The sequence below is a fragment of the Brevundimonas sp. genome (assembly GCF_050729455.1).
Classification (GTDB): domain Bacteria; phylum Pseudomonadota; class Alphaproteobacteria; order Caulobacterales; family Caulobacteraceae; genus Brevundimonas.
The window spans coordinates 122997-143756 of the sequence record NZ_JBOHLI010000001.1 but is presented as its reverse complement, the minus strand read 5'-3'; the positions used below and the strand labels follow the sequence as shown (position 1 = coordinate 143756).

The following is a 20760-nucleotide window of genomic DNA, read 5'->3' as shown; positions in this document are numbered from 1 at the left end:
CCACGGATTAGCGAACGCCGATAACAAACCCATGTTCCACGAATTAACCACGATTACGCCAAGCTTTCACCGGACCGTTGCAACCGGAAGCCGTCTGGCACGATTTAAGGTCAAGCTCGCCAAGCTGTGCGGGCGCGGCGGGGCGGGATCGCCCGTTCTTTCTGGGGGAACGTCGCCTTTGATGGTTGGATCAGAGCCGAAATATCGAGGCCTATGGCGACGCCGTGCCGGCCTGCTGGCTCTGCTCGTCGCCGGGCCGGTCCTGCTGGCCTCGACCGCGCAAGCCCAGGACCCCGTCCCCTTCTCGTTCGAGGCCGCCACGGCCCGGCTGGACGCCACCTCCAGCGTGCGACGCGCCGCCGACGCCGACCTGATCGCGGCCCAGGAACAGGCGGGCGCGGTGGCCACGCTGAATCGGCCAACCGTGGCCATCGACGCTCAATTGCTGCGCTATCAGAAGACCTTCGACATCTCCCTGTCCGACGCCCTCGGCCAAGCCGAGTCCGTCGCCAACCAGCTGCTGCCCGGCATCATCGGCGACCTGCCCGGCGTGCCCGGCGACATTCTTCAGGCCATCAACGACCGGCTGGAAACCGCCCTGCCCGAGTTCTTCGCCAGCCTGCCCGGCAGCGTGCGGCTGAAGACCGCCGACACCAGCTTCCGTCCCGTCGCCACCGCCGTCATGCCGATCTACACCGGCGGGGCCATCCCCGCCCTGCGCGACGCGGCGGGCGCCAATGTCGACATGGCCCGCGCCCGCCGTGCCGAGGCGGGCAATCTGGAAAGCGTCAATCTGGTGCGGGTCTATTTCGGCCAGACCCTGACGCACGAGGCCCTGACCATCGCCCGCGACACCCGCGACGGCTTCGATCTGCACCTGCGCAACGCCCAGGCCATGGAGCGCGAAGGCTTCCTCAGCGCCGCTCACCGGCTGCAGGTTCAGGTGGCCCGCGACGCCGCCCAGCGGCAGCTGGACCGCGCCGAACTGGAGCACGACACGGCCGTCCAGAGCCTGTCCCGCCTGCTGGACGTGACCCCCACGGTGGCCCCGACCAGCCCCCTGTTCGTCAACTCGACGCCGCCCGCCCCTGTCAGCGACTTCATCGAAGCCGGGACCACCGACAATCCCCGCATCGCCCTGGCCGGCGCGGGCCGCGATCTGGCCGAGGCGGGCGTGGATCTGGCCCGGTCGCGGCTGCGTCCGTCGGTCTATGCCTTCGGCGCCTACAACCTGAACCGCGAGGACGCCCTGCCGACCGAGCCGGACTGGGCCGTCGGCGTCGGCGCCCGCTACACCCTGATGTCGTCGCTGGATCGGGGGCGGATGATCAGCGCCGCCCGCGCCCGGTCCCAGGCCGCCGAGCAGCTGGAGCGTCAGGCCCACGACGAGGTCCGCATCCTGATCATCCGCACCTACAATCTGGTCGAGCTGTCGCGCCGTCAGTTCCTGTCGCTGGACTCCAGTCTTGAGGCGGCCACCGAGAACCTGCGGGTTCAGGACCTGTCCTTCCGCGAGGGCGAAGCCCCCGCCTCGGCCGTCATCGACGCCCGCAACCTGCTGGGCGCGGCCCGCTTGCAGCGCGCGGCGGCGGCCTATGAGTATGAACTGGCGCTCGCCGCCCTGCTGGCCGCCAGCGACCGCAGCGACGAGTTCGTCAGCTATCTGCAACGCGCCGACCGGGTGATCGCGCCATGACCGAGACCGCCACCGCCCCTGATCCAGCGCCGCCGCCTTCCCCGCATCGGCCCAGCCGTCCGTCGATCAGGACGCTGCTGATCGCGCTCACGGCGCTGGCCGTGCTGCTCTTCGTCATTGTCGGCCTGTTTCTGGCCGCCCGCCCCGCCCCGCCGCAGGTGCAGGGCATGGTCGAGGCCGAGACCTTCACCGTCGCCACCAAGGCCCCCGCCCGCGTCGAGAAGATGCTGGCCTCGGCGGGCGACCGCGTGGTTTCGGGTCAGGTCCTGGCCATCCTCTCCAGCCCCGAGATCACGGCGGGAGACCAACAGGCCGCCGCCGCCCTGCAAGGCGCCCAGGCGGTGCAGGAACTCAGCCGGGTCGGCGTTCGGCCCGAGGACATCCGCTCGCTGGAATCCGTGTGGCGCAGCACTCAGGCCGCCGCCCAGCTGGCGGCCCAGACCGCGCGGCGGGCCGAAAACCTGTTCGCCGAGGGCGTCATCTCGGCCCAGCGCCGCGACGAGGCCGTCGCCGCCCGCGCCGCCACCGCCGCCCAGTCCGAGGCCGCTCGCCAGCAATACCTCAAGGCCGTCGCGGGAACCCGCAGCGAAGAGAAGACCATCGCCGACGCCCAGGTCGCCGCCGCCCGCGCCGGCGTCGGCCAGATGGCGGCGCTTCAGGCCGAAACCCGCCTGATCGCCCCCGCCGCAGGCGAGATCGCCGAGCGCTTCTCCAACCCCGGCGAACTGGTGCTGATCGGCGTGCCGGTCTTCACCGTGGTGGATCTCAATCACGCCTGGGTCGCCTTCAACCTGCGCGAGGACCAGTTCAACGGCCTGAAGATCGGCCACACCATCCGGGGCGACATCCCCGCCCTGAACCGCAAGGACGTGGCATTCCGCGTCAGCTTCATCAGCCCCCAGGGCGACTTCGCCACCTGGCGCGCCACGCGCCAGTCACGCGGCTATGACGTGCGCAGCTTCGAGATCCACGCCAAGCCGGTCGCCCCGGTCGAGGGTCTGCGTCCGGGCATGAGCGTCCTGTTCGACTGGCCCGCCCGGTGACAAGGCCGACCGGCGGCGGCGTCTTCGGCCGCGCCCTGCGCGCCGAGATCGCGCATCTGGCCCGCAGCCGCTGGGACCTGATCCTGCTGATCGTCATGCCGGTCGTGCTGATGGTCGTGGTCGGGGCCATGCTGTTTCAGGGCGTGGTGCGCGACGTGCCGGTGGCCGTGGTCGATCAGGACCATTCCGCCTTCAGCCGCGCCGCCATCCGCAACATGGAGGCCAGCCCCGGCGTGCGCGTCGTGGCCCAGCCAACCGATCTCGAGGCTGCCTGGCCCCTGATGCGGTCAGGCAAGATCTACAGCCTCGCCTACATCCCGCGCGGCGCAGAGAAGAACGCCTTTCGCCAGCCGGACGCGGTGATCGTCTATTACAACGGCGCCTTCCAGACCGTCGGATCCCTGGCCGCCTCGGCCCAGACCACGGCCCTGACCAAGGCCGCCGCCCCGCTGATCGCCGACCGGGCCTGGGCGCAGGGTGTTCCCGCCGCGCGGCTGAAGACCCCCGCCGTGCAGGTGACCATCCTCGGCAATCCGCAGCTCAGCTTCGAGCTCTTCCTTGGCGGCCTGATCATGCCCGGCGTCCTGCACCTGCTGATGGCCTGCGCCGCCGTCATGGGGGTGGGACGTGAACTGCGCGGCGGGTCGCTGAGGGACTGGTCGGCGCGGATGGACGGGCGGCTGGCGGCGGCGCTGGCGGGCAAGCTGACCCCCTATGTCCTGACCTTCACCCTCTGGGGCGCGGTCTGGATCGCCTGGCTGTGCGGCTGGCGCGGCTGGGGCGTTGAGGGCAGCCTGTTGATGCTGCTGGGCGGCCTGTTCGCCCTGATGGCGGCCACGGCGGGCATCTCGGCCCTGCTGATCACCCTGACCGGCGACATGGACACCAGCTTCTCGGCCACGGCGGTCTATGCCGGGTCGGCCATCGCCTTTTCCAACGGCACCCTGCCCCTGCTGCACGGCCCGGCCTTCGCGCAAGTGTGGAGCGCCGTCCTGCCCTTCACCCATTATCTGAGGCTGCAGAACCAGCAGATGGTGCTGGGCTCGGACGTCTCCGCCTCGCTGGGCCCGCTGCTGGTCCTGCTGGGCGTCGCGGTCGGGACCTTCGCCCTGTCGGTCCCGCTGGCCCATCGCCGCGCCCGCCGTATGCCAAAGGCGGAAGACCTCAGTCTGCACCTGCCCGCCCGCAGCTTCGGCGGAGCCTTCATCGGGACCTTCGCGGGCATCTTCAAGCACCGGCCCCTGTCCAGCACCATCCTGTTGGCCGTGGTCGCCTACGCCTTCTACTACCCCATGGCCTATGTCGGTCAGACGCCCGTCAAGCTGCCGGTCGCCGTCGTCGATCAGGACCACTCCGCGCTCAGCCGCCGACTGGTGCAGGAGATGAACGCCACCCGCGCGCTGGACGCCGCCGTCGTCGCCGCCTCGCCCGCCGAGGCCGAACGGATGCTGCGCAACGGCGAGGTCGACGCCGTCATGCACATCCCCGAACGGTTTGAATCCTCGCTGATCCACGGCGACGCCAAGGGGATCGGCCTCTATCTGAACGGCGCCTATCTGGTCCGCGCCACGGCCATGGGCAAGGCGCTGGGCGGCGCGGCGGCGGCCGCCGCCGAACAGGTCCTGACCCCGGTGGTCGAGGCTGCCCGCCTGCTGGACCGCGCCCCAAGCGTGGTGCAGCGCCCGCTCTACAACACCACCGACGGCTACGGCAGCTATGCCGTCCCGGCGGTCAGCGCCATCATCCTGCAACAGACCCTGCTGCTGGGCGCCGCCCTCTTCGCCGGTCTGCGGCGCGAGACCGGCGCGCGCGCCCTATCGACCCGCAGTTTCCTCGGCCTGTGGTCCGCCCTGACCCTGATCGGTAGCGTCGCCAGCCTCTTCTACTTCGGCTTCGTCTTCTGGTTTCAGGACTATCCGCGCATGGGCGACCTGTTCGGCGTCCTCCTGGCCGTGCCGGTCTTCGCCGCCAGCGTCTCCGCCCTCGGCCTGGCCATCGGCAGCCTGTTCGACCGGCATGAGCGCGCCATGCAGATCCTGGTCGGCACTTCGGTGCCGCTCTTCTTTCTCGGCGGCGCCGCCTGGCCCCTGTTCCTGATGCCTGAACCGCTCGCCTGGCTGGCCCGCCTGTCGCCTTCAACCTCGGCCATCCAAGCCTTCGTCAAGCTGAACGCCGCCGGCGCCGGCGTGACCGAGGTCGCGCCCGAACTTCTGACCCTGAGCCTTCTCGCCTTGCTGATGGGCGCGGTTGCATGGTTCCAGCTGACGCGGCGACATCAAGCCCCCTGAAGACCGCCGGCCGTCCCGAAGGCGGCTGGGTCAGCGGCGCACCTCCAGCCCCAGGGCCTCGGCGATCGACTTCCACGGCACGTATTTGAAGTTCTGGTTCTCGCCAGGCAGGACGTTGCGGCCGTCCTGGGCGATCAGGGCGCCGTGCTCGAAGCCGGGGCCGAGGTTGCGGCTGCTGACGTCCAGGCCGTCGGTCTCGGACACGCCGTCGATGCCGCGCGCACCGTCGGCGACGACAATGAAGGAGCCCAGATAGGCCTGATCGCCCTCGCGCCGGAACACGGCGTAGCTGTCGTTGCCCTGGCTGGAGGCGACCAGATAGCCGCGCCCGCCGCCCAGATCATAGAGGCCGACGCCTTCCATATCGTCCTTCAGGGCCGGGTTTTCGGCGATGCGGGCGATCAGGGTCATGGCCGAGCCGCCGTCCGGTTCGGCCGACAGACGCCACAGGCCGACGTCTTCCTCGGCCACATAGAGCTGACCCGTCGCGTCGTCGGCGACGCAGCCCTCGACCTGGCTGGCGAAGGCGAAGTCGCGCACGCGAACCGCGCGCACCTTGCCGTTTCCGGCGTCCACCAGTTCCCACTGGCGCTTTTCGCCGTTGGAATCATTGATGAAGACATAGGTCTTGCCGCTGCGGGTCGAGCGATACATGCACTGGCCGTAGGGATCGCCCTGACCTGTCGGCTGGACGCCGTCGGCCACATTGACCAGCCGGCGCGCCTCGGTGTCGAGGCGATAGATGGCGACGGCCTTGTTGGTGCGATCGCTGGCCGTGACCAGAACCACCGGCTGACCGCCCAGCATGAAACCTTCACGCAGGTCGACGTTGTTCATCTTGCCGTCGGGCAGATGCTGCAGGACGCGCCCCTGCATGTCGTAGAGGTTCAGGCCCGCCTTCTTGTCCGTGCCGATGATCAGGCTGTCAGACGGGTTCGCGGGATCGGCCCAGATGACAGGATCGTCAGCGGCGTCGCCGGGACTGCCCACGGGGACGGTTTCCGCCACGGCGACGACGGCAGGGAAGCGCGGCGCGGAGACCGCCCGCGGGTCCTGCGGCGCACCGGCCGACAGGTTCAGCGCGCCCGTCAGGGCCGCGATCGACACCAGCTTGTAGTCGGCGCCGCCGGGCGCATCCTCGTCGGCGACCAGCAGAGCGCCCGACGGCAGTCCGGCGAGCGGCGTGCCGACAGCCTGAAGCGCGCCCGGCTCCTTGATCGGCGCGCCGCCGCGTCCGGTCAGGCTGACCGCGCCGAGCCAGGCGTCGCCCGCGCCGTGGTCATAGACGAACAGCCGCCCGCTGGAGGCGTCGGTCGCTATCAGGTAGCGCGCGCCCTGCCCTCCGTCATAGAGGACCAGCGAACCGCTTTCCTCGCTGATCCGGCCCAGACCCGCCGCGTCAACCAGGGCCGGAGCCGCGTCGGCTTCGGGATCGCCGTTGAAGCGCCAGACGCCGACCGCCTGCTGCGAGGCGTAGAGCTGGCCCGTCGCGTCGTCGGCGACGCAGTATTTGATCTTGGACGGCAGGTTGATGCGGCGCGCCGAGCGGGCGTCCACCTGACCCTCGGCATTGGCGTAGAGCAGCAGTTGTTCGATCTCACCGCCGTCGCCCACGACCACGGCGTAAAGGCCGCCGTCACTGGCGTTGCGCAACAGACAGACGTCCTCGACCGCAAAGCCCAGCGGCACGGAACGCGCCCCGACCTCGACCGGCGCGCCCGCGCGCATGGCGAAGAAGCGCAGGCTATTGTCCGTCTTGTCGGTCGAGACCAGCAGGGTCTCAAGCCGGCCTCTGATCGGGAAGCCGTAGCGCACGTCCAGACCCCCGGCCTCGCCCGCCGGAACAGCGCCCAGTCGCGCGCCGGCCAGGTCAAAGACTTCCAGCCCGTCCAGCCCCGCCGCCGACACCAGACGATGATGGCTGGCGTCAAGATCCAGCACGATCACGCCGCTGCCGGCATCGCCGGACGAGGTCGTATCAATCGCCGCGGCCACAACCGGCGTGGGGACGTCCTGAGCCGCCGCGGCGCCGCCTCCCATCGCCAGAACCACGGCGCTTGCGCCCAGAACATATCCCGCAAGTCTGTTCGTCATGGCCCCCTCCGCGTTCAAGCGCACTCGCGCCGATCTGGCGCGTAGGGAGGTTCTGCAAAGGATACGCGACGACGAAATGAAAGATTTTCCCGGCCCGCGCCCGGCATTGCACACCTGGGCGGCCAGGATGACGTCGACGGCCTTTTTCGCCGCCTCGGCGGCGCCCTATCGACGAAACGAAAGAGGCATTCGGCCCGACTGATGAACCGCTAAAGGCGGGAGGCACGGCACCTCCCGCCTTCCCGGTCAGAAGCTGGCCTTGACGCCCAGCAGGAAGCGCGGGCCAATCGTGGCTGGCCGCACACCCACAATCCGATTCATTGCTCAATCGCACCGCCACCGCTCGGGAGAGGAAACAGCCCTGACCCGGTCCACTGACAACCGATGGCGGCGAGTCTTGGGGCGCGATGAATGCGTGAACATGATCGGGCGCGTGACGGGCTGAATGGCTGCTGCCGTTGGATAGACCGGCGCGCTGCGACTCCGTTCAACTCGCTCAGGAACGGCTGCGCGAAGCCTCCCTGGCGGCGTCCGCCAAGACCCGCTTTACCGGCCCGCGCAGGGCGAACAGGATCACGGCGCTGATACCCACGACGACGGCGTGCGCCAGCCAGAAGCGGTCCGCCGTCATCGTCTCGAGCCGCGTGCCGGCCCAGCCCACCAGATTGTTCGCCACGAAGAGGTGCAGATAGAAGATCCCGACGATCGTCGCCCCGACAGCTTGCGGCGCCATGCGGACATAGAGCACCAGGGCGACCGGGACGAGGTGGGCGAAACCGATGCTGTTGAGGACGTGGAAGGCGACCGCCCACCACAGGCTGATCTTGCCCCCGCCCGCCGACTGGGCCGCCGCCGCCAGCAGCAGGAAGGCGACCACCGTCACCACGGCGCCGATGGCCAGCTTGGTGATCTCGACCGGCTCGGCGAACCGGCGCGACCAGACCCGCCAGAACAGGACCGACAGGGCCAGCATGGCGACCGAGGCGGCGGCGTCAAAGGTGATGAGCCAACTGGTCGGCATGGTGCGGCCGAACAGGGTGAAGTCGTAGCTGGCCTGCGCCCAGATCATATAGGCGTTGAAGATCTGCTGGTTGCCGAGCAGGGCCAGGGCCAGCACCGGCAGCATCGCCAGCAACAGCCCCAGAACCCGCCAGTCGGCCGCCGACAGACGCTGACGCTCCGCCGGCTTCCTGACAGCGATCTTCGGCTCGGCCGGAAGGTGGCGCGCGCCGGCCATGTAGATGGCGAGGCCGACCGCCATGCCGATGCCCGCCGCCGCGAACCCGTAGTGCCAGCCGTAGACCTCGCCCAGCGTGCCGCAGACCAGCGGCGAAGCGATCACCCCCGCGCTGATGCCCAGGTAGAAGATCTGGAAGGCGTCGGCGCGGCGTTGTCCTCGGGCGCGTAAAGGGCGCCGACCTGGACGGCGATATTGCGGTGCCGATCGCCAGGCACAGCAGCGCCCCCAGGAAGGAGACGTCGAAGGCCATCAGGAAATGGCCGATGGTCATCAGCGTCCCGCCCAGCAGGATGGTCCGGGTCCGCCCCAGCCAGCGGTCGGCGACCAGCCCGCCCAGCACCGGCGTCAGATAGACCAGTCCCGTGTAGATGCCGAAGACTGCCGAGGCGAGCGCCTGGATCGACAGCGGCCCGTAGACGGCTTCAAGCCCGGCGCGGAAGCTCGCGAAGCCGGCGACGTTCTCGATATGCCCCGGCTGAAGCAACTGGCCGACCATGTAGAGGACCAGCAGGGTCTGCATGCCGTAGTAGGAGAAACGCTCCCAGGCCTCGGCGAAGGCCAGATACCAGAGGCCCGCCGGATGGCCGAACCGCCGCCGTCCCGACGCGCCGACGGTCGCCGTCGCGCTTGCCTGCAGCGCCGGGTCGCCGGTCGTCGCGCTCATGTCCACGCTCTCGGTCATGACCGCCCCCCGACGCCGGGCGATTTTCCCGACCGGGCCATCCCTGTCAGGACTGACGGATGCTTCATTATCCCCTCCAGAATAACTCAGACTGATCGAACGCAGCGGCTCCGTCCCATCGGGGCCGCGCGACAAGCCTTGAGGCTTTGCACGATCACATAGTATACGATATCTGATCTGGTAAACGCCATCGGAGGGGGCCGCGAGTGGTCAGCGTTAACGACTTGGGACTGAAGGCGGACCGTCTCGCCGTCATCGACATGCATACGGCGGGCGAGCCGGTGCGCATCTTCGACGCGACGCCGCTGAACGTCGCGGGAGAGACGATCCTGCAGAAGCGCCGCAACATGGGCGACCGGTTCGATCATCTGCGCCGCGCCATGATGCTGGAGCCGCGCGGCCACGCCGACATGTACGGGGCGATCCTGGTGCCGCCGAACGACCCGGCCTATGACGCGGCCGTCCTGTTCACCCACAACTCGGGCTATTCGACGATGTGCGGCCACGCCACCGTCGCCCTGGGCCGCTTCCTGTATGATCAGGCCCGCCAGCAGGGCCGGACGCAGACCCGCTTCACCCTGGAGTGCCCCTGCGGCCCGGTCGCCATCGAGGTCTCCCCGGACAGCGATCCCGCCGCCGCGCCCATGGTGCGGTTCGAGAGCGTCGAGTCCTTTGCGCTGGCGCTGGATGACAGCATCGAACTGTCGGGCTTCGGCCGGGTCCAGTTCGATGTCGGTTATGGCGGCGCCTTCTACGCCATCCTGCCGAGCGCCCGGCTCGGCCTCGACTTCCATCAGACGCCCCTCGACCAGTTGGTCGACGCCGCCGGAAAACTGGTGGCCGAGCTGCGCGCGACGCGAAGCGTCCGCCACCCCGCGGAGCCGGATCTGTCCTTCCTCTACGGCGCCATCCTGACCGACGGCGACCGCCTGACGCCGGGCCAGCTGACGCATAACCTCTGCTGGTTCGGCGAAGCCCAGATCGACCGCAGCCCCACCGGCAGCGGCGTCTCGGCCCGCCTGGCCGTCGCCCATGCCAAGGGCGAGATCGCGCCGGGCGCCGCCCTGCCCTTCGCCGGGGCGTCGGGACAGGCCTTCGACGGCGCCGTCGCCCGGCCGACCGAGCGCGGGATCATCGCCGCCGTCTCGGGCCGCGCCTACTACATGGCCCGCTCGGAACTGATCCTGGAGGCCCAGGACCCCTTCGCCCACGGCTTCGCCCTGCCCGCCCGCTTCGGCGACTACCTGGCGTGATCGCCCGCTCGAACTTCAAGGTTTCCTGATGGACAGACTGCAGATCGCCGCCGGCTGGACGCCTGCGCGGCTCGACAGCCTCCGCGCCGAAATGGCCCGCAGCGGGCTCGACGGCTTCATCATCCCCCGCTGGGACGCTCACCAGTCCGAGTATGTCGTGATCGCCGACGAGCGTCTGGCCTGGGCCACCGGCTTCTCCGGCACCTGGGGTCTGGCCATCGTCACCCGGGACCGCGCCGCCGTCTTCGTCGACGGCCGCTATACGGTGCAGGCCGCCGCCGAGGTCTCGACCGCCCATTTCGAACAGCAGCATCTCTATGACGAGCCGGTCGAGCGCTGGCTGGCCCGGACCGCCGCCAAGGGCGAGGTCTACGGCTATGACCCGCTGATCCTCAATCCCACCGTCCATGCGCAGATCGAACCGACGATCACCGAGCAGGGCGCGTCGCTGCGCGCCGTTTGCCCGAACCCGATCGACCAGGCCTGGAGCGATCGCCCCGACACCCCGATCAAGCCGGCCTTCCCCTTCCCGATCGCGCGCGCGGGCGAGAGCTCGCTGGCCAAGCGTCTGCGCCTGACCGAACGGCTGCGCGCGGCGCGCACCGACCTGCTGGTCGAAACCCAGACCGACAACATCGCCTGGCTGCTCAACTGGCGCGGCGACGACGTGCCCGACAATCCCATCGTCCAGGCCTTCATGCTGGTCGACGCGACCGGCGGCGTCGATCTGTTCGTCGACCCACGCAAGCTGGGCGACGCGGTCGCGGACTTCGAGCTGGAAGGCGTGAGCCTGCATGCGCCTTCGGCCTTCCTCGAGCGCCTGGGTCAACGCCTCAAGGGCGGCGAACGGGTGTCGATGGATCCCAGGTTCTCGCCGGTCGGCGCGGCGACGGCGGCGCGCGAGGCGGGGGCGACCGTCCTCATCGAGCCCGATCCGCTGACCGCGCTCAAGGCGGTCAAGAACCCGGTCGAACTGGCCGGCCTGCGCGCGGCGTCACGGCGCGACAGCCTGGCCTGGGTCCGCTTCCTCGCCTGGCTGGAGGCGGAGGTCGCCGTCCGCCCGGTGTCGGAAATGCAGACCGAGGAGCAGATCCTCGCCTATCGTCAGGAGCTGGAGCATTTCGTCAGCCCCAGCTTCCGCACCATCGCCGGCGCCGACGCCAACGGCGCCATGTGCCACTACAACGCCCCCGCCGAGGGCGGCGCGCTGATCCGGCCCGACAGCCTGTTCCTGATCGATTCCGGCGGACAGTATCTGGACGGCACCACCGACACGACGCGCACCGTCTGTTTCGGCCCGCCGCCCGCCATCTGGAAGAAACACTACACCCTCGTCCTGAAGGGCCATATCCGCCTGGCGAGCCTGCGCTTCCCGGACGGCACGCGCGGCTATCAGATCGACGCCTTCGCCCGCGAGGCCCTGTGGGCGCACGGCCTCGACTATGACCACGGCACGGGCCACGGCGTCGGCCACTTCCTGTCGGTGCACGAACACCCGCAGCGGATCGGCAAGGATCCGGTCATGGCGCCGATCACGGCGGGCATGACCCTGACCAATGAGCCGGGCTACTACGAAGCCGGGCGCTACGGCATCCGCATCGAAAACCTGTGCGAAGTGGTCGAGGACGGCGCGGGCTTCATCCGGCTGCGCGACATGACGCTGGTTCCGCTGGATCGGCGCCTGATCGACCTGGATCTGCTGACCGCCGAGGAACGCGCCTGGGTCGACGCCTATCACGCCCGCGTGCGGGCCGAACTGCGCGACCTGATCGCCAACCCGTCCGACGTGGACTGGCTCATAGCCAATACGGAGCCTCTGGTCGGCTGACGCCAGGGCCCCTGCCCTCACGTCCGACGCGGGACGTGAGGGCGTCAAGGTTCAGCGGAATCGCTCGATCCGCAGAGCGTCCAGCCAGCCCGGCGCGGGGCGGCCCAGCGCCATCTGCTCCATCAGCTCCGCCGTCTTGGCCGCGAGCGTCAGGCCCAGATGCTGATGCCCGAAGGCGTAGTGGATCGCCGGATGCGCCTGCAGCCGCCCGACGGCCGGCAGATAATCGGCCAGCGTCGGGCGCGGCCCGCACCAGCGGTCCGGCGCGTCGGAGAAGGCGACGCCGAGCGCCTTCAGCTGCGCCTCGATGTGACGCCATTTGCGCGGGTCGGGCCGAGCGGACGGATCGCCGAATTCGACGTGGCTGGAGGCGCGCAAGCCCCCGCTGAAGCGCGCCACGACCAGGGCGCGGTCCTCGAACACGGTCAGCGGCAGGTCGTCGGCCCAGGCGTGCTCGGCCGACTGCACCGAATAGCCGCGCTCTCCGATCAGCGGGACGCGCACGCCCAAGGGCGCCATCAGACCCGCTGACCAGGCCCCGGCGGCGACCACCACGCGATCGACGCCGATGACGCCTTCCTTGGCCAGCACGACCTCGGCCGCCTCGGCGACCGGCCTGACGGCGGTCACGTCATCCCGAACCACATGGCCGCCGCGTCGGACGAAGGCGTCCAGCAGGGCGTCGCGCACCCTTTGCGGCTCGCTGACCTGGCCGGTGCCGGTGAAGCGGATTCCCCCGGCCGGCCGCTTGGCCAGCACGCCGTCGTAGGCGGCCAGGTCATCGGCCTCCATCGGCCGGAACGTCGCGGTTCCGGTGCGCGCGCCGCGCCAGGCTTCGAGCCCGCGTCGCGCCGCCTCGGGCGCGGACCAGACGACGGCGTGGCCGGTCGGTCGGATCAGATCATCCGGCGCATCCGCCAGGACGGCCAGCCGCCCCCAGGCCGCCAGCGGGTCGTCCAGCAGGCGGTTCAGGGTCTCGGCGTTGCGGGCCACGGCGGCGGGGCGCGAGGCGGCCAGAAAGCGCAGCGCCCAGGGCCCCCACAGGGCGACGTCGCGCGCCCGGAAATCCAGCGGCCCGCCGAAGGCGAACAACCGGCCCAGGGCGCTTTTCAGCGTGGCGGGCGACGGCATGGGTTCGCCCTGTTCGGCGGCGATGTGGCCGATGTTGCCGAAGGAGGCCCCGCGCCGGGCATCGCCCCGGTCGATCAGCACCACCTCGAACCCCGCCGCCTGCAGCCGCAGGGCGATCGCCGCGCCGACCAGACCGCCGCCGACCACCGCCCAGTGCTGAGGCCTCGTCACGCGGAGGCGCCCTCGCCGAAGGGATCATCCAGGCTGTGCGACGGCTCCGTGAACCAGACCGGCCCGGCCTCGGTCATGTAGAAGTGGTCCTCCAGACGGACGCCGAACTGACCCGGAATGACCAGCATGGGTTCGTTGGAGAAGCACATGCCGGGCTGAAGCGGCGTCGCATTGCCGCGCACCAGGTTGGGCGCCTCGTGGATGTCCAGACCGATGCCGTGACCGGTGCGGTGCGGCAGACCGGGCAGGCGATAGTCGGGGCCATAGCCGAGGCCGGTCAGATAGTCGCGCGCGCCGGCGTCGACGCTCTCGCACGGCGCGCCGATGCGCGCCGCCTCGAAGGCCTGGGCCTGGGCCTGTTTCTCGTGCGCCCAGACGCGGCGGAAGTCGTCGGTCGGCGCGCCGAAGACATAGGTGCGGGTGATGTCGGAGTGATAGCCGTCGATCAGGGTGCCGGTGTCGATCAGCACCACGTCGTCCACCTGCAACGCCCGGTCGCCCTCACCGCCGTGCGGCAGACAGGTGTCGTCGCCGAAGGAGACCAGACAGAACCAGGAGCCGCCCTCCCCGCCCAGGGCGCGGTGCTCGGCGTCGACGAAGCGCTTGACCTCGGAGGTCAGGACGCCCGCCTTCAGCCAGTGACGCGTGCGGCGCTGGACCTCCAGGGTGATGGCCTTGGCGCGGATCAGAAGCGCGATCTCGGCCGGGGACTTGAGGCTGCGCAACGCCGTGATCAGCGGGCCGCCGTCGACCACACGATCCGCGCCCATGGCCCGGCTGAGGCCCAGCCAGATGAAGGCCGCCGCCTGATCGTCGACCGCCAGCAGGCCGCCCGACGGCAGACGGCTCGCCGCCAGGGCGTAGGGGCTTTCTTCCTCCTCCCAGGTCAGGATGTCGCCGGCGACCGCGTTCGGCGCCGAGGTCAGTCCGCCGATCTTGTCGAGTTCGAACCGGGGACAGATGTAATCCAGCCGCCCGTCGGCATGGATCAGGGCGCCGGTCAGACGCTCCGACGGATGCCAGTCCAGGCCGGTGAAATAGCGCAGCGAGTTCGTCGGGCCGAGCAGCAGGGCGGACAGCCCCTCCGCCCGCAGCCGCGCGGCCAGGGCCTCAATGCGGGCGCGCCGCTCATCGGCAGTGATGGGAGAGGCCGAGGGTGCGAAAAAGGTCATGACATCAACGTATATTGTATCTGATTTATCGACATACTTCTCACGCCTCGCATCGCCGGGCAAGGGCGGCCAGACCTTGCCGAACGGAAACCGGCAGGCTTCGTCCACCTCGTGGCGAGCTTGAACACAGGCCCCCGGACGTGAGCGGCGCCGTCAGTTTAGTTCGGCGTGGCGACGCCAGCCCATAAAGGCGTGCCTAGGCGCGTTTGCGGCTTCGGGGCGTCGTTTTCCCGTCCGAGGCGACGACGCTCAGCCCGAACTCCTCGCGCAGGTCGCCCAGGGTGTGCTCCAGGTGCGCCGCCACCATGCGGCGCACGACCTTGGCGTCGCGGCTCATCCAAGCCGCCAGGATCTCCTGGTGCTCGGTCGCTGCCGTCAGGTGGCGATCATTGTGCTCGAGATGCTTGCGGACGTAGCGGTCGGCCATGACGTGCAGGCGCGCGGTGATCTCGGTCGTCAGCACGCGCCCGCCGGGCTGTATCAGAGCCATGTGAAAGGCGCGGTTCAGCGGCCCCACGCTCGGCAGGTGGGCGGCGGCGGCGGCGTCCAGCTCGGCCAGAATGCGCTGGGCGGCGGCGCGCTGATCGTCATCGGCCGCGAGGCAGGCCTGGGCCGCAGCGTCGGGCTCCAGCTTCAGACGCAGTTCGTAGATTTCCTCGGCTTCGCTCGCGCTCATGCCGCGCACGAAGAAGCCCCGGTTGGCGTGCGACACCACCAGCCCGTCCTGCTCCAGACGGACCAGGGCCTCGCGCAGCGGAATCTTGGAGACGTTGAGGTCCGCCGCCAGGGCGTCCTGACGGATCGGTACGTCCGGTTCGATGACGCCGGACAGGATCATGTCCCGCACCACCTCCATCAGGCGATCGGACAGGGTGCGGACTTCAAACGAGGATGCGGCCATGCGGTTCATCGAGTCGAAAGGCAGGGCCGGACGCCCAGCTCAACCATAGCGCGCAACCACCGCAATTACGACGTGGAATACGTCAGACGACCTGGAAGCCCGCCCAGAAGGGATCGCGACGATCCACCCAGATGGTGTTGAACCCCGTGGCGACCGCCGAGCCCTCGATGGATGGCACGATGGCCTTGTATTCGCCCACCGTCGTCTCGGCCTCGACCCGGCCGATGAAGCGGCTGCAGATGTAGCTTTGATGGACGAAGGCGTCGCCGACCTTCAGCCGTCCCTTGGCGTGCAGGTGGGCCAGCCGCGCCGAGGTGCCGGTGCCGCAGGGGCTGCGGTCGATGGCCTTGTCGCCGTAGAAGACGGCGTTGCGGCCGTCGGCCCCCTCGCCTTTCGGCGCGTCGGCCCACAGGACATGGCTGACGCCGTTGATCGACGGCTCGTCCGGGTGGACCGGATGGAAGGCCGCGCGCACGCGCTCGCGCACCAGGCCGCTCAGTTCGATGATGCGGCTGGCGCCCAGGTCGTCCAGGCCAGTGTAAGCGCCTTGCGGCTCGACGATGGCGTAGTAGTTGCCGCCGTAGGCGACATCGACGCGCAAGGGGCCGAAGCCCGGCACCTCGATCTCGATGCCTTCCGCCGCCAGATAGCTGGGGATGTTGCGAATGCGCACCGAGGTCACGCGGTCGCCCTCGGCCTCATAGGCGATGTCCAGCACCCCGGCCGGAACCTCGACCTTCAACCGCCCTGGGGCCCGCGGCCGGATCAAGCCATGCTCGAGCCCGAAGGTGATCATGCCGATGGTCCCGTGACCGCACATGGGCAGGCAGCCGCTGGTCTCGATGAACAGGATGCCCGCATCAGCGTCGGGCAGGGTCGGCGGGTAGAGGAACCCGCCGCTCATCATGTCGTGGCCGCGCGGCTCGAAGCACAGCGACGTCCGTATCCAGTCGTAGCGGTCGAGGAAGTCGAGCCGCCGCTCGGCCATGCTGGCCCCTGACAGCAGGGGCGCGCCGCCGGCGACCAGGCGAACCGGGTTGCCGGCGGTATGACCGTCAATGCAGAAGAAGACGTCGCGCATCAGAACTCCGGATCAGACGATCTTGAGGGCCTTGCCCGTGCCGACGGGCCGCGTCGCCGCCGCCTTCTCGACCATGGCGATGACTTCAGCCCGGCGCGCGCCCGTCAAGGGCATGCGCGGCATGCGAACCCGCTCGGTCCCGCGGCCCATGATGGCCTCGGACAGCTTGATCGACTGCACCAGGTCCGACACGGCGTCGAGGTGCAGCAGCGGCATGAACCAGCGATAGATCTCGACCGCGCGGGCCAGGTCGCCGTCCTTCACCGCCTTGACCAGGGCCACGGACTCTTCGGGGAAGGCGTTGGTCAGGCCCGAGACCCAGCCCTTGGCGCCCAGCACCAGGCCTTCCAGCGCCACGTCGTCCAGACCGACCATGACGGAATAGCGGTCGCCCAGTTCATTGAGGATGTCGGTGATGCGCCGCGAATCCGGGGCGCTTTCCTTCAGGGCCACGATGTTCGGCACGTCCGACAGGCGCTTCAGGTCGGCGTTGGTCAGCGCGATCCGATACATGGTCGGATTGTTGTAGAGCATGTTGGGCAGGCCGCTGGCCGCCGCCACGGCGCGGAAGTGGGCCTCCAGTTCCTCGGCCGACGGCATGTAGACCATGGCCGGCAGCACCATCAGGGCGTCCACGCCGATGGCCTCGGCGTCCCTGGCGTAGGCCTCGGCGCGGGGCGTGGTCAGTTCGCTGACCCCGGTGATGATCGGCACGCGACCGTCGGCCACCTCGACCGCCGCCTTCAGCACGGCGCGCTTTTCCTCGGGCTCCAGCGAGTTGTTCTCGCCGACCGTGCCCATGACGATGATACCGTCGACGCCGTCCTTGATCAGGCCGTCCAGCACCTTCTGGGTGGCGTCCAGATCGACCGCCAGCCCCTCGTCGAATTGGGTGGTCGCCGCCGGGATGACCCCGGTCCAGTCCAGCTTCGCCTTGGCCATAAGCCATTCCTCCTAAAGCAGATTCTGTTTTCGTATACGATATTCAAATAACGTCGAAGTCAAGCGAATAGCCGTCATCCCGCGCTGTAGCTGGTCTTTGTCTGGGTGAAGAAGTCGGCGGCGGCGAAGCCCTGCTCGCGCGGTCCGTAGGAGGAGGCCTTCGTGCCGCCGAAGGGCACGTGATAATCGACCCCGGCGGTGGCCAGATTGACCATGGTCATGCCCGCCCTGGCCCGGCGCTGGAAGTCGCGGGCGTGCTTCAGCGACTGGGTGACGATGCCCGCCGACAGGCCGAACGCGGTCCCGTTGGCGACCTCCAGGGCCTCTTCGTAGGTCTTCACCCGCACGGTCGAGGCGACGGGGCCGAAGACCTCTTCCTTGTTGATCCGCATGGCCGGATCGGTGTCGGCGATCAGGGTCGGCTGGACGTACCAGCCCGGCGTGTCCCGGGTCAGGCGCTCGCCACCCGCGACCACCTGCCCTCCCTCGAAGGCGGCGAGCTCCATATAGCGATAGGAGGTCTCGCGCTGATCCTCGCTGACCGCCGGGCCGACCTGGGTGTTCGGGTCCAGGGCGTGACCCACGCGCAAGGCGGCGACCTTCTCGGCCAGGGCGGCGACGAAGCGGTCGTGGATGCCGTCCTGCACGATCAGACGGCTCGACGCCGTGCAGCGCTGGCCGGTGGCGAAGAAGCTGCCGTCCAGGGCGATGGCCACCGCCCGCTCCAGATCGGCGTCGTCCAGCACGATCAGCGGGTTCTTGCCGCCCATCTCCAGCTGCACCCGCGCCTGACGGGCGACGGCCCCGGCGGCGACCCCTGCCCCGACGCCCTGCGAGCCGGTGAAGCTGACCCCCGCCACATCCTTGTGGTCGACGATGGCCTGGCCCACGCGCCCGCCGCCGATGACCAGGTTCAGCACGCCCCTGGGCAGGCCCGCCTCATGCAGGATGGCGACCAGGGCCTCGGCCGTGGCCGGGGTGTGGCTGGCCGACTTCATCACCACCGTATTGCCGAAGGCCAGGGCGGGCGCCGCCTTCCACGCCGGGATGGCGATGGGGAAGTTCCACGGCGTGATCAGGCCGAACACCCCGACCGGCTGGCGATAGGTCTGGACCTCGACGCCGGGCCGGGTCGAGGCCAGGTTCTGGCCGTGCAGGCGCAGGGCCTCGCCGGCGAAATACTTGAGGATGCGGGCGGCGCGGGCCGTCTCGCCGATCCCCTCGGCCAGGGTCTTGCCCTCTTCGCGCGACAGCAGTTCGCCGACGGCTTCGCGGCGCTCCATCAGCAAGGCCCCGGCCCGGTCCAGAACGTCCGAGCGCACCTCGGGCGAGGCGTTGGCCCAGCCGTCAAACGCAGCCGAAGCCGCCGCCACCGCCTCGTCCACCTCGGCCGCGCCGCCGTTCGGCGCCAGGGCCACCACCTCGCGCGTGTCCGAGGGGTTCAGGCTCTCGACCTTTCCGCCCCCGCGGCGCTCGCCGTTGATCCAGTGGCTCAGTTCGATGGGGGCGGTCATGGGGTTTCTTTCGTGAAGGCAGGTAAGGCGGAACGGCAGGACGTCAGAAGCCCAGGGCCATGATCTGGTCGTAGAGAACCTTGGGCGTGCGCACCCCGCGCTCCAGGCTGCGGGCGCGGGCCTCGTAGCGGCGCTGCGACGGCAGGCGGGCGCCCTGGTCGGCGAAGGCGGCGAACAGGGCCTCGGCGCGGGCGGCGTTGGCCTCGGGATCGCCGCCGCCCATGATGGCCGGATCAAAGGCCAGGATCAGTTCGCCGTGCATGGGCGCCGCCTTGGCGCCGTCGTCGAAGGCCATGGATTCGCGGCTGGTCAGGTCGCCGATCAGCGGCCCGGCCATCAGCTCGATCATGGTCGACAGGGCCGAACCCTTGTGCCCGCCGAAGGTCAGCATGGCCCCGTCCAGGGCGGCGCGGGCGCTGGTCGTGGGCCGCCCCTCGGCGTCGACGCCCCAGCCCTCGGGGATCGGCTTGCCGGCGATGTCGTGCAGCGACATGTCCCCGCGCGCGACGGCGCTGGTGGCGAAGTCGAAGACATAGGGGTGCGCCCCCGGACGCGGCCAGCCGAAGGCGATGGGATTGGTGCCCAGCAAGCCCCGCTTGCCGCCCGCCGGCGCCACCCAGGAATGGCTGGGCGTCATGGCCAGGGCCGCCACACCCATCCCCGTCAGATGCTCGATCTCGGGCCACAGGGCCGAGAAGTGGAAGCAGTTGTTGATGACCAGGGCCGCCACCCCGACCGCCTTGGCCTTTTCCACCAGCAGGGGCGCGGCGCGCTCGAAGGCCAGCAGGGAATAGGCGTAGCCCGCATCGGCGCGCACCAGGGCCGGCGAGACGTCCTCGATCACCGGTTCGGCGTCCAGCGACATCTTGCCCGATCGCATGGTCATGACGCAGCCGGGCAGACGATAGAGGCCGTGCGAGGCGCATTCGTCGCGCTCGCCCGCCGTGAGGGCGCGGGCCACGGCCTCGGCGTGCGGCACGGACAGGCCGGCGGCGATCAGCACCCGCCGCGACAGATCGAAAACCTCCTGGATCGAGAGGTCGACCGTCTCTTCATTCTCAAACACGCTCACGGAACGCCCCTCGGCCGCCAATACAATCGTATACGATACTGCCGAGCAGCGCTGGAACATCAAGGCGCGTGCAAGAACGCGCGCTTGACGCCGGAGGCGATCGGCTTCACCACCCCATTATCGAATACTGTATCTGATTTTAAGGGGGAAACTTCATGAAGCGTCTATCCGCCCTGGCCGTGCTGCTGATGAGCAGCGCCGCGCCGCTGGCCGTCGCACCCGTCTTCGCGCCGCCCGCCGTCGCTGGAACCGAGGCCGCAGCGCCCGCCTGCATGCCTTCTCCCATGCCTGCTCCCATATCCGCCGCAGTCTACGCCCGCGCCGAGGCGGTGCTGCCCCAGCACGTCGACGAACTGATCTTCGGCCTGAGCGTGCGACCGCAATGGATCGGCGACGCCGCCGAGTTCTGGTTCGAACGCCGCACGGCCGAGGGGCGCGATTACGTGCTGGTCGACCCGACCTCGGGTCGGACCCGCCCCCTGTTCGACCACGACGCCCTGACCGCGCGCCTGGCCGCCGCCTCGGGCAAGCCGCTGGCGCGCAAGGACCTGCAGCTCAAGGGGCTGAAGCTCGACCCCGAGACCCGACGGCTGGAGTTCAGCCATGACGGCCGCAACTGACGTTTCGATCCCGCGTCCGGCGCGGTCGAGGC

The 20760-nt window shown here is 69.6% G+C and carries 15 protein-coding genes; 6 read left to right on the top strand and 9 right to left on the bottom strand.

Annotation, left to right across the window (positions count from 1 at the left end):
• Window positions 1-181 precede the first annotated feature (181 nt).
• Genes ACREEF_RS00590 through ACREEF_RS00580 form a run of 3 tightly spaced genes read left to right on the top strand, consistent with a single transcriptional unit; the run spans window position 182 to window position 5027 of the window.
• The gene (locus tag ACREEF_RS00590; RefSeq protein ID WP_431563677.1) at window positions 182-1696 is read left to right on the top strand and encodes a TolC family protein; all 1515 of its coding nucleotides are present in this window, start codon (window positions 182-184) and stop codon (window positions 1694-1696) included.
• The gene (locus tag ACREEF_RS00585; protein WP_431563665.1) at window positions 1693-2739 is read left to right on the top strand and encodes an HlyD family secretion protein; all 1047 of its coding nucleotides are present in this window, start codon (window positions 1693-1695) and stop codon (window positions 2737-2739) included. The genes ACREEF_RS00590 and ACREEF_RS00585 overlap by 4 nt, the downstream gene beginning before the upstream one ends.
• On the top strand, window positions 2736-5027 hold the full coding sequence (locus ACREEF_RS00580) for an ABC transporter permease (protein WP_431563664.1): 2292 nt from the start codon (window positions 2736-2738) through the stop codon (window positions 5025-5027). Before ACREEF_RS00585 ends, ACREEF_RS00580 begins: the two co-directional genes overlap by 4 nt.
• Before the next feature lie 30 nt (window positions 5028-5057).
• Here the strand turns inward: ACREEF_RS00580 and ACREEF_RS00575 are convergent, their stop codons facing one another.
• On the bottom strand, window positions 5058-7121 hold the full coding sequence (locus tag ACREEF_RS00575) for a phytase (RefSeq protein ID WP_431563663.1): 2064 nt from the start codon (window positions 7119-7121) through the stop codon (window positions 5058-5060).
• A 496-nt stretch (window positions 7122-7617) separates the two neighbouring features.
• Window positions 7618-8463, bottom strand: a complete 846-nt coding sequence (locus ACREEF_RS00570) for an MFS transporter (protein WP_431563662.1) — start codon at window positions 8461-8463, stop codon at window positions 7618-7620.
• A 786-nt stretch (window positions 8464-9249) separates the two neighbouring features.
• On the opposite strand from ACREEF_RS00570, the gene ACREEF_RS00565 reads away from it, so the two are divergent.
• Complete coding sequence (locus ACREEF_RS00565) at window positions 9250-10296, top strand: proline racemase family protein (RefSeq protein WP_431563661.1); 1047 nt, start codon at window positions 9250-9252, stop codon at window positions 10294-10296.
• Between the two features lie 28 nt (window positions 10297-10324).
• Window positions 10325-12124, top strand: coding sequence for a M24 family metallopeptidase (locus ACREEF_RS00560; RefSeq protein WP_431563660.1), 1800 nt, complete (start codon window positions 10325-10327; stop codon window positions 12122-12124).
• 51 nt (window positions 12125-12175) lie between these two features.
• Here ACREEF_RS00560 and ACREEF_RS00555 read toward each other — a convergent pair whose 3' ends face one another.
• From ACREEF_RS00555 to ACREEF_RS00525, 7 genes are all read right to left on the bottom strand, one after another.
• Window positions 12176-13426 (bottom strand): NAD(P)/FAD-dependent oxidoreductase, encoded by a 1251-nt coding sequence (locus tag ACREEF_RS00555; protein WP_431563659.1) that lies wholly within the window; start codon window positions 13424-13426, stop codon window positions 12176-12178.
• Window positions 13423-14598, bottom strand: coding sequence for a M24 family metallopeptidase (locus ACREEF_RS00550; RefSeq protein WP_431563658.1), 1176 nt, complete (start codon window positions 14596-14598; stop codon window positions 13423-13425). The genes ACREEF_RS00555 and ACREEF_RS00550 overlap by 4 nt, the downstream gene beginning before the upstream one ends.
• 196 nt (window positions 14599-14794) lie before the next feature.
• On the bottom strand, window positions 14795-15499 hold the full coding sequence (locus ACREEF_RS00545; RefSeq protein WP_431563657.1) for a GntR family transcriptional regulator: 705 nt from the start codon (window positions 15497-15499) through the stop codon (window positions 14795-14797).
• Window positions 15500-15581: 82 nt separating this feature from the next.
• Complete coding sequence (locus ACREEF_RS00540) at window positions 15582-16580, bottom strand: 4-hydroxyproline epimerase (protein ID WP_431563656.1); 999 nt, start codon at window positions 16578-16580, stop codon at window positions 15582-15584.
• Window positions 16581-16592: 12 nt separating this feature from the next.
• Window positions 16593-17522, bottom strand: coding sequence for a dihydrodipicolinate synthase family protein (locus ACREEF_RS00535; RefSeq protein WP_431563655.1), 930 nt, complete (start codon window positions 17520-17522; stop codon window positions 16593-16595).
• Between the two features lie 74 nt (window positions 17523-17596).
• Window positions 17597-19036, bottom strand: coding sequence for an aldehyde dehydrogenase family protein (locus ACREEF_RS00530; protein WP_431563654.1), 1440 nt, complete (start codon window positions 19034-19036; stop codon window positions 17597-17599).
• Window positions 19037-19079: 43 nt separating this feature from the next.
• The gene (locus tag ACREEF_RS00525) at window positions 19080-20108 is read right to left on the bottom strand and encodes an Ldh family oxidoreductase (protein WP_431563653.1); all 1029 of its coding nucleotides are present in this window, start codon (window positions 20106-20108) and stop codon (window positions 19080-19082) included.
• A gap of 155 nt (window positions 20109-20263) precedes the next feature.
• Here ACREEF_RS00525 and ACREEF_RS00520 point away from each other — a divergent pair, with 155 nt between their 5' ends.
• Window positions 20264-20728, top strand: coding sequence for a hypothetical protein (locus ACREEF_RS00520; protein ID WP_431563652.1), 465 nt, complete (start codon window positions 20264-20266; stop codon window positions 20726-20728).
• The last annotated feature ends 32 nt before the right edge of the window (window positions 20729-20760 follow it).

Bases quoted from the DNA above. Each gene is read 5' to 3' on its own strand.
- ACREEF_RS00590 (WP_431563677.1), top strand. From the start codon at position 182: ATGGTTGGATCAGAGCCGAAATATCGAGGCCTATGGCGACGCCGTGCC.
- ACREEF_RS00585 (WP_431563665.1), top strand. From the start codon at position 1,693: ATGACCGAGACCGCCACCGCCCCTGATCCAGCGCCGCCGCCTTCCCCG.
- ACREEF_RS00575 (WP_431563663.1), bottom strand. From the start codon at position 7,121: ATGACGAACAGACTTGCGGGATATGTTCTGGGCGCAAGCGCCGTGGTT.
- ACREEF_RS00560 (WP_431563660.1), top strand. From the start codon at position 10,325: ATGGACAGACTGCAGATCGCCGCCGGCTGGACGCCTGCGCGGCTCGAC.
- ACREEF_RS00550 (WP_431563658.1), bottom strand. From the start codon at position 14,598: ATGACCTTTTTCGCACCCTCGGCCTCTCCCATCACTGCCGATGAGCGG.
- ACREEF_RS00545 (WP_431563657.1), bottom strand. From the start codon at position 15,499: ATGGCCGCATCCTCGTTTGAAGTCCGCACCCTGTCCGATCGCCTGATG.
- ACREEF_RS00540 (WP_431563656.1), bottom strand. From the start codon at position 16,580: ATGCGCGACGTCTTCTTCTGCATTGACGGTCATACCGCCGGCAACCCG.
- ACREEF_RS00535 (WP_431563655.1), bottom strand. From the start codon at position 17,522: ATGGCCAAGGCGAAGCTGGACTGGACCGGGGTCATCCCGGCGGCGACC.
- ACREEF_RS00530 (WP_431563654.1), bottom strand. From the start codon at position 19,036: ATGACCGCCCCCATCGAACTGAGCCACTGGATCAACGGCGAGCGCCGC.
- ACREEF_RS00520 (WP_431563652.1), top strand. From the start codon at position 20,264: ATGAAGCGTCTATCCGCCCTGGCCGTGCTGCTGATGAGCAGCGCCGCG.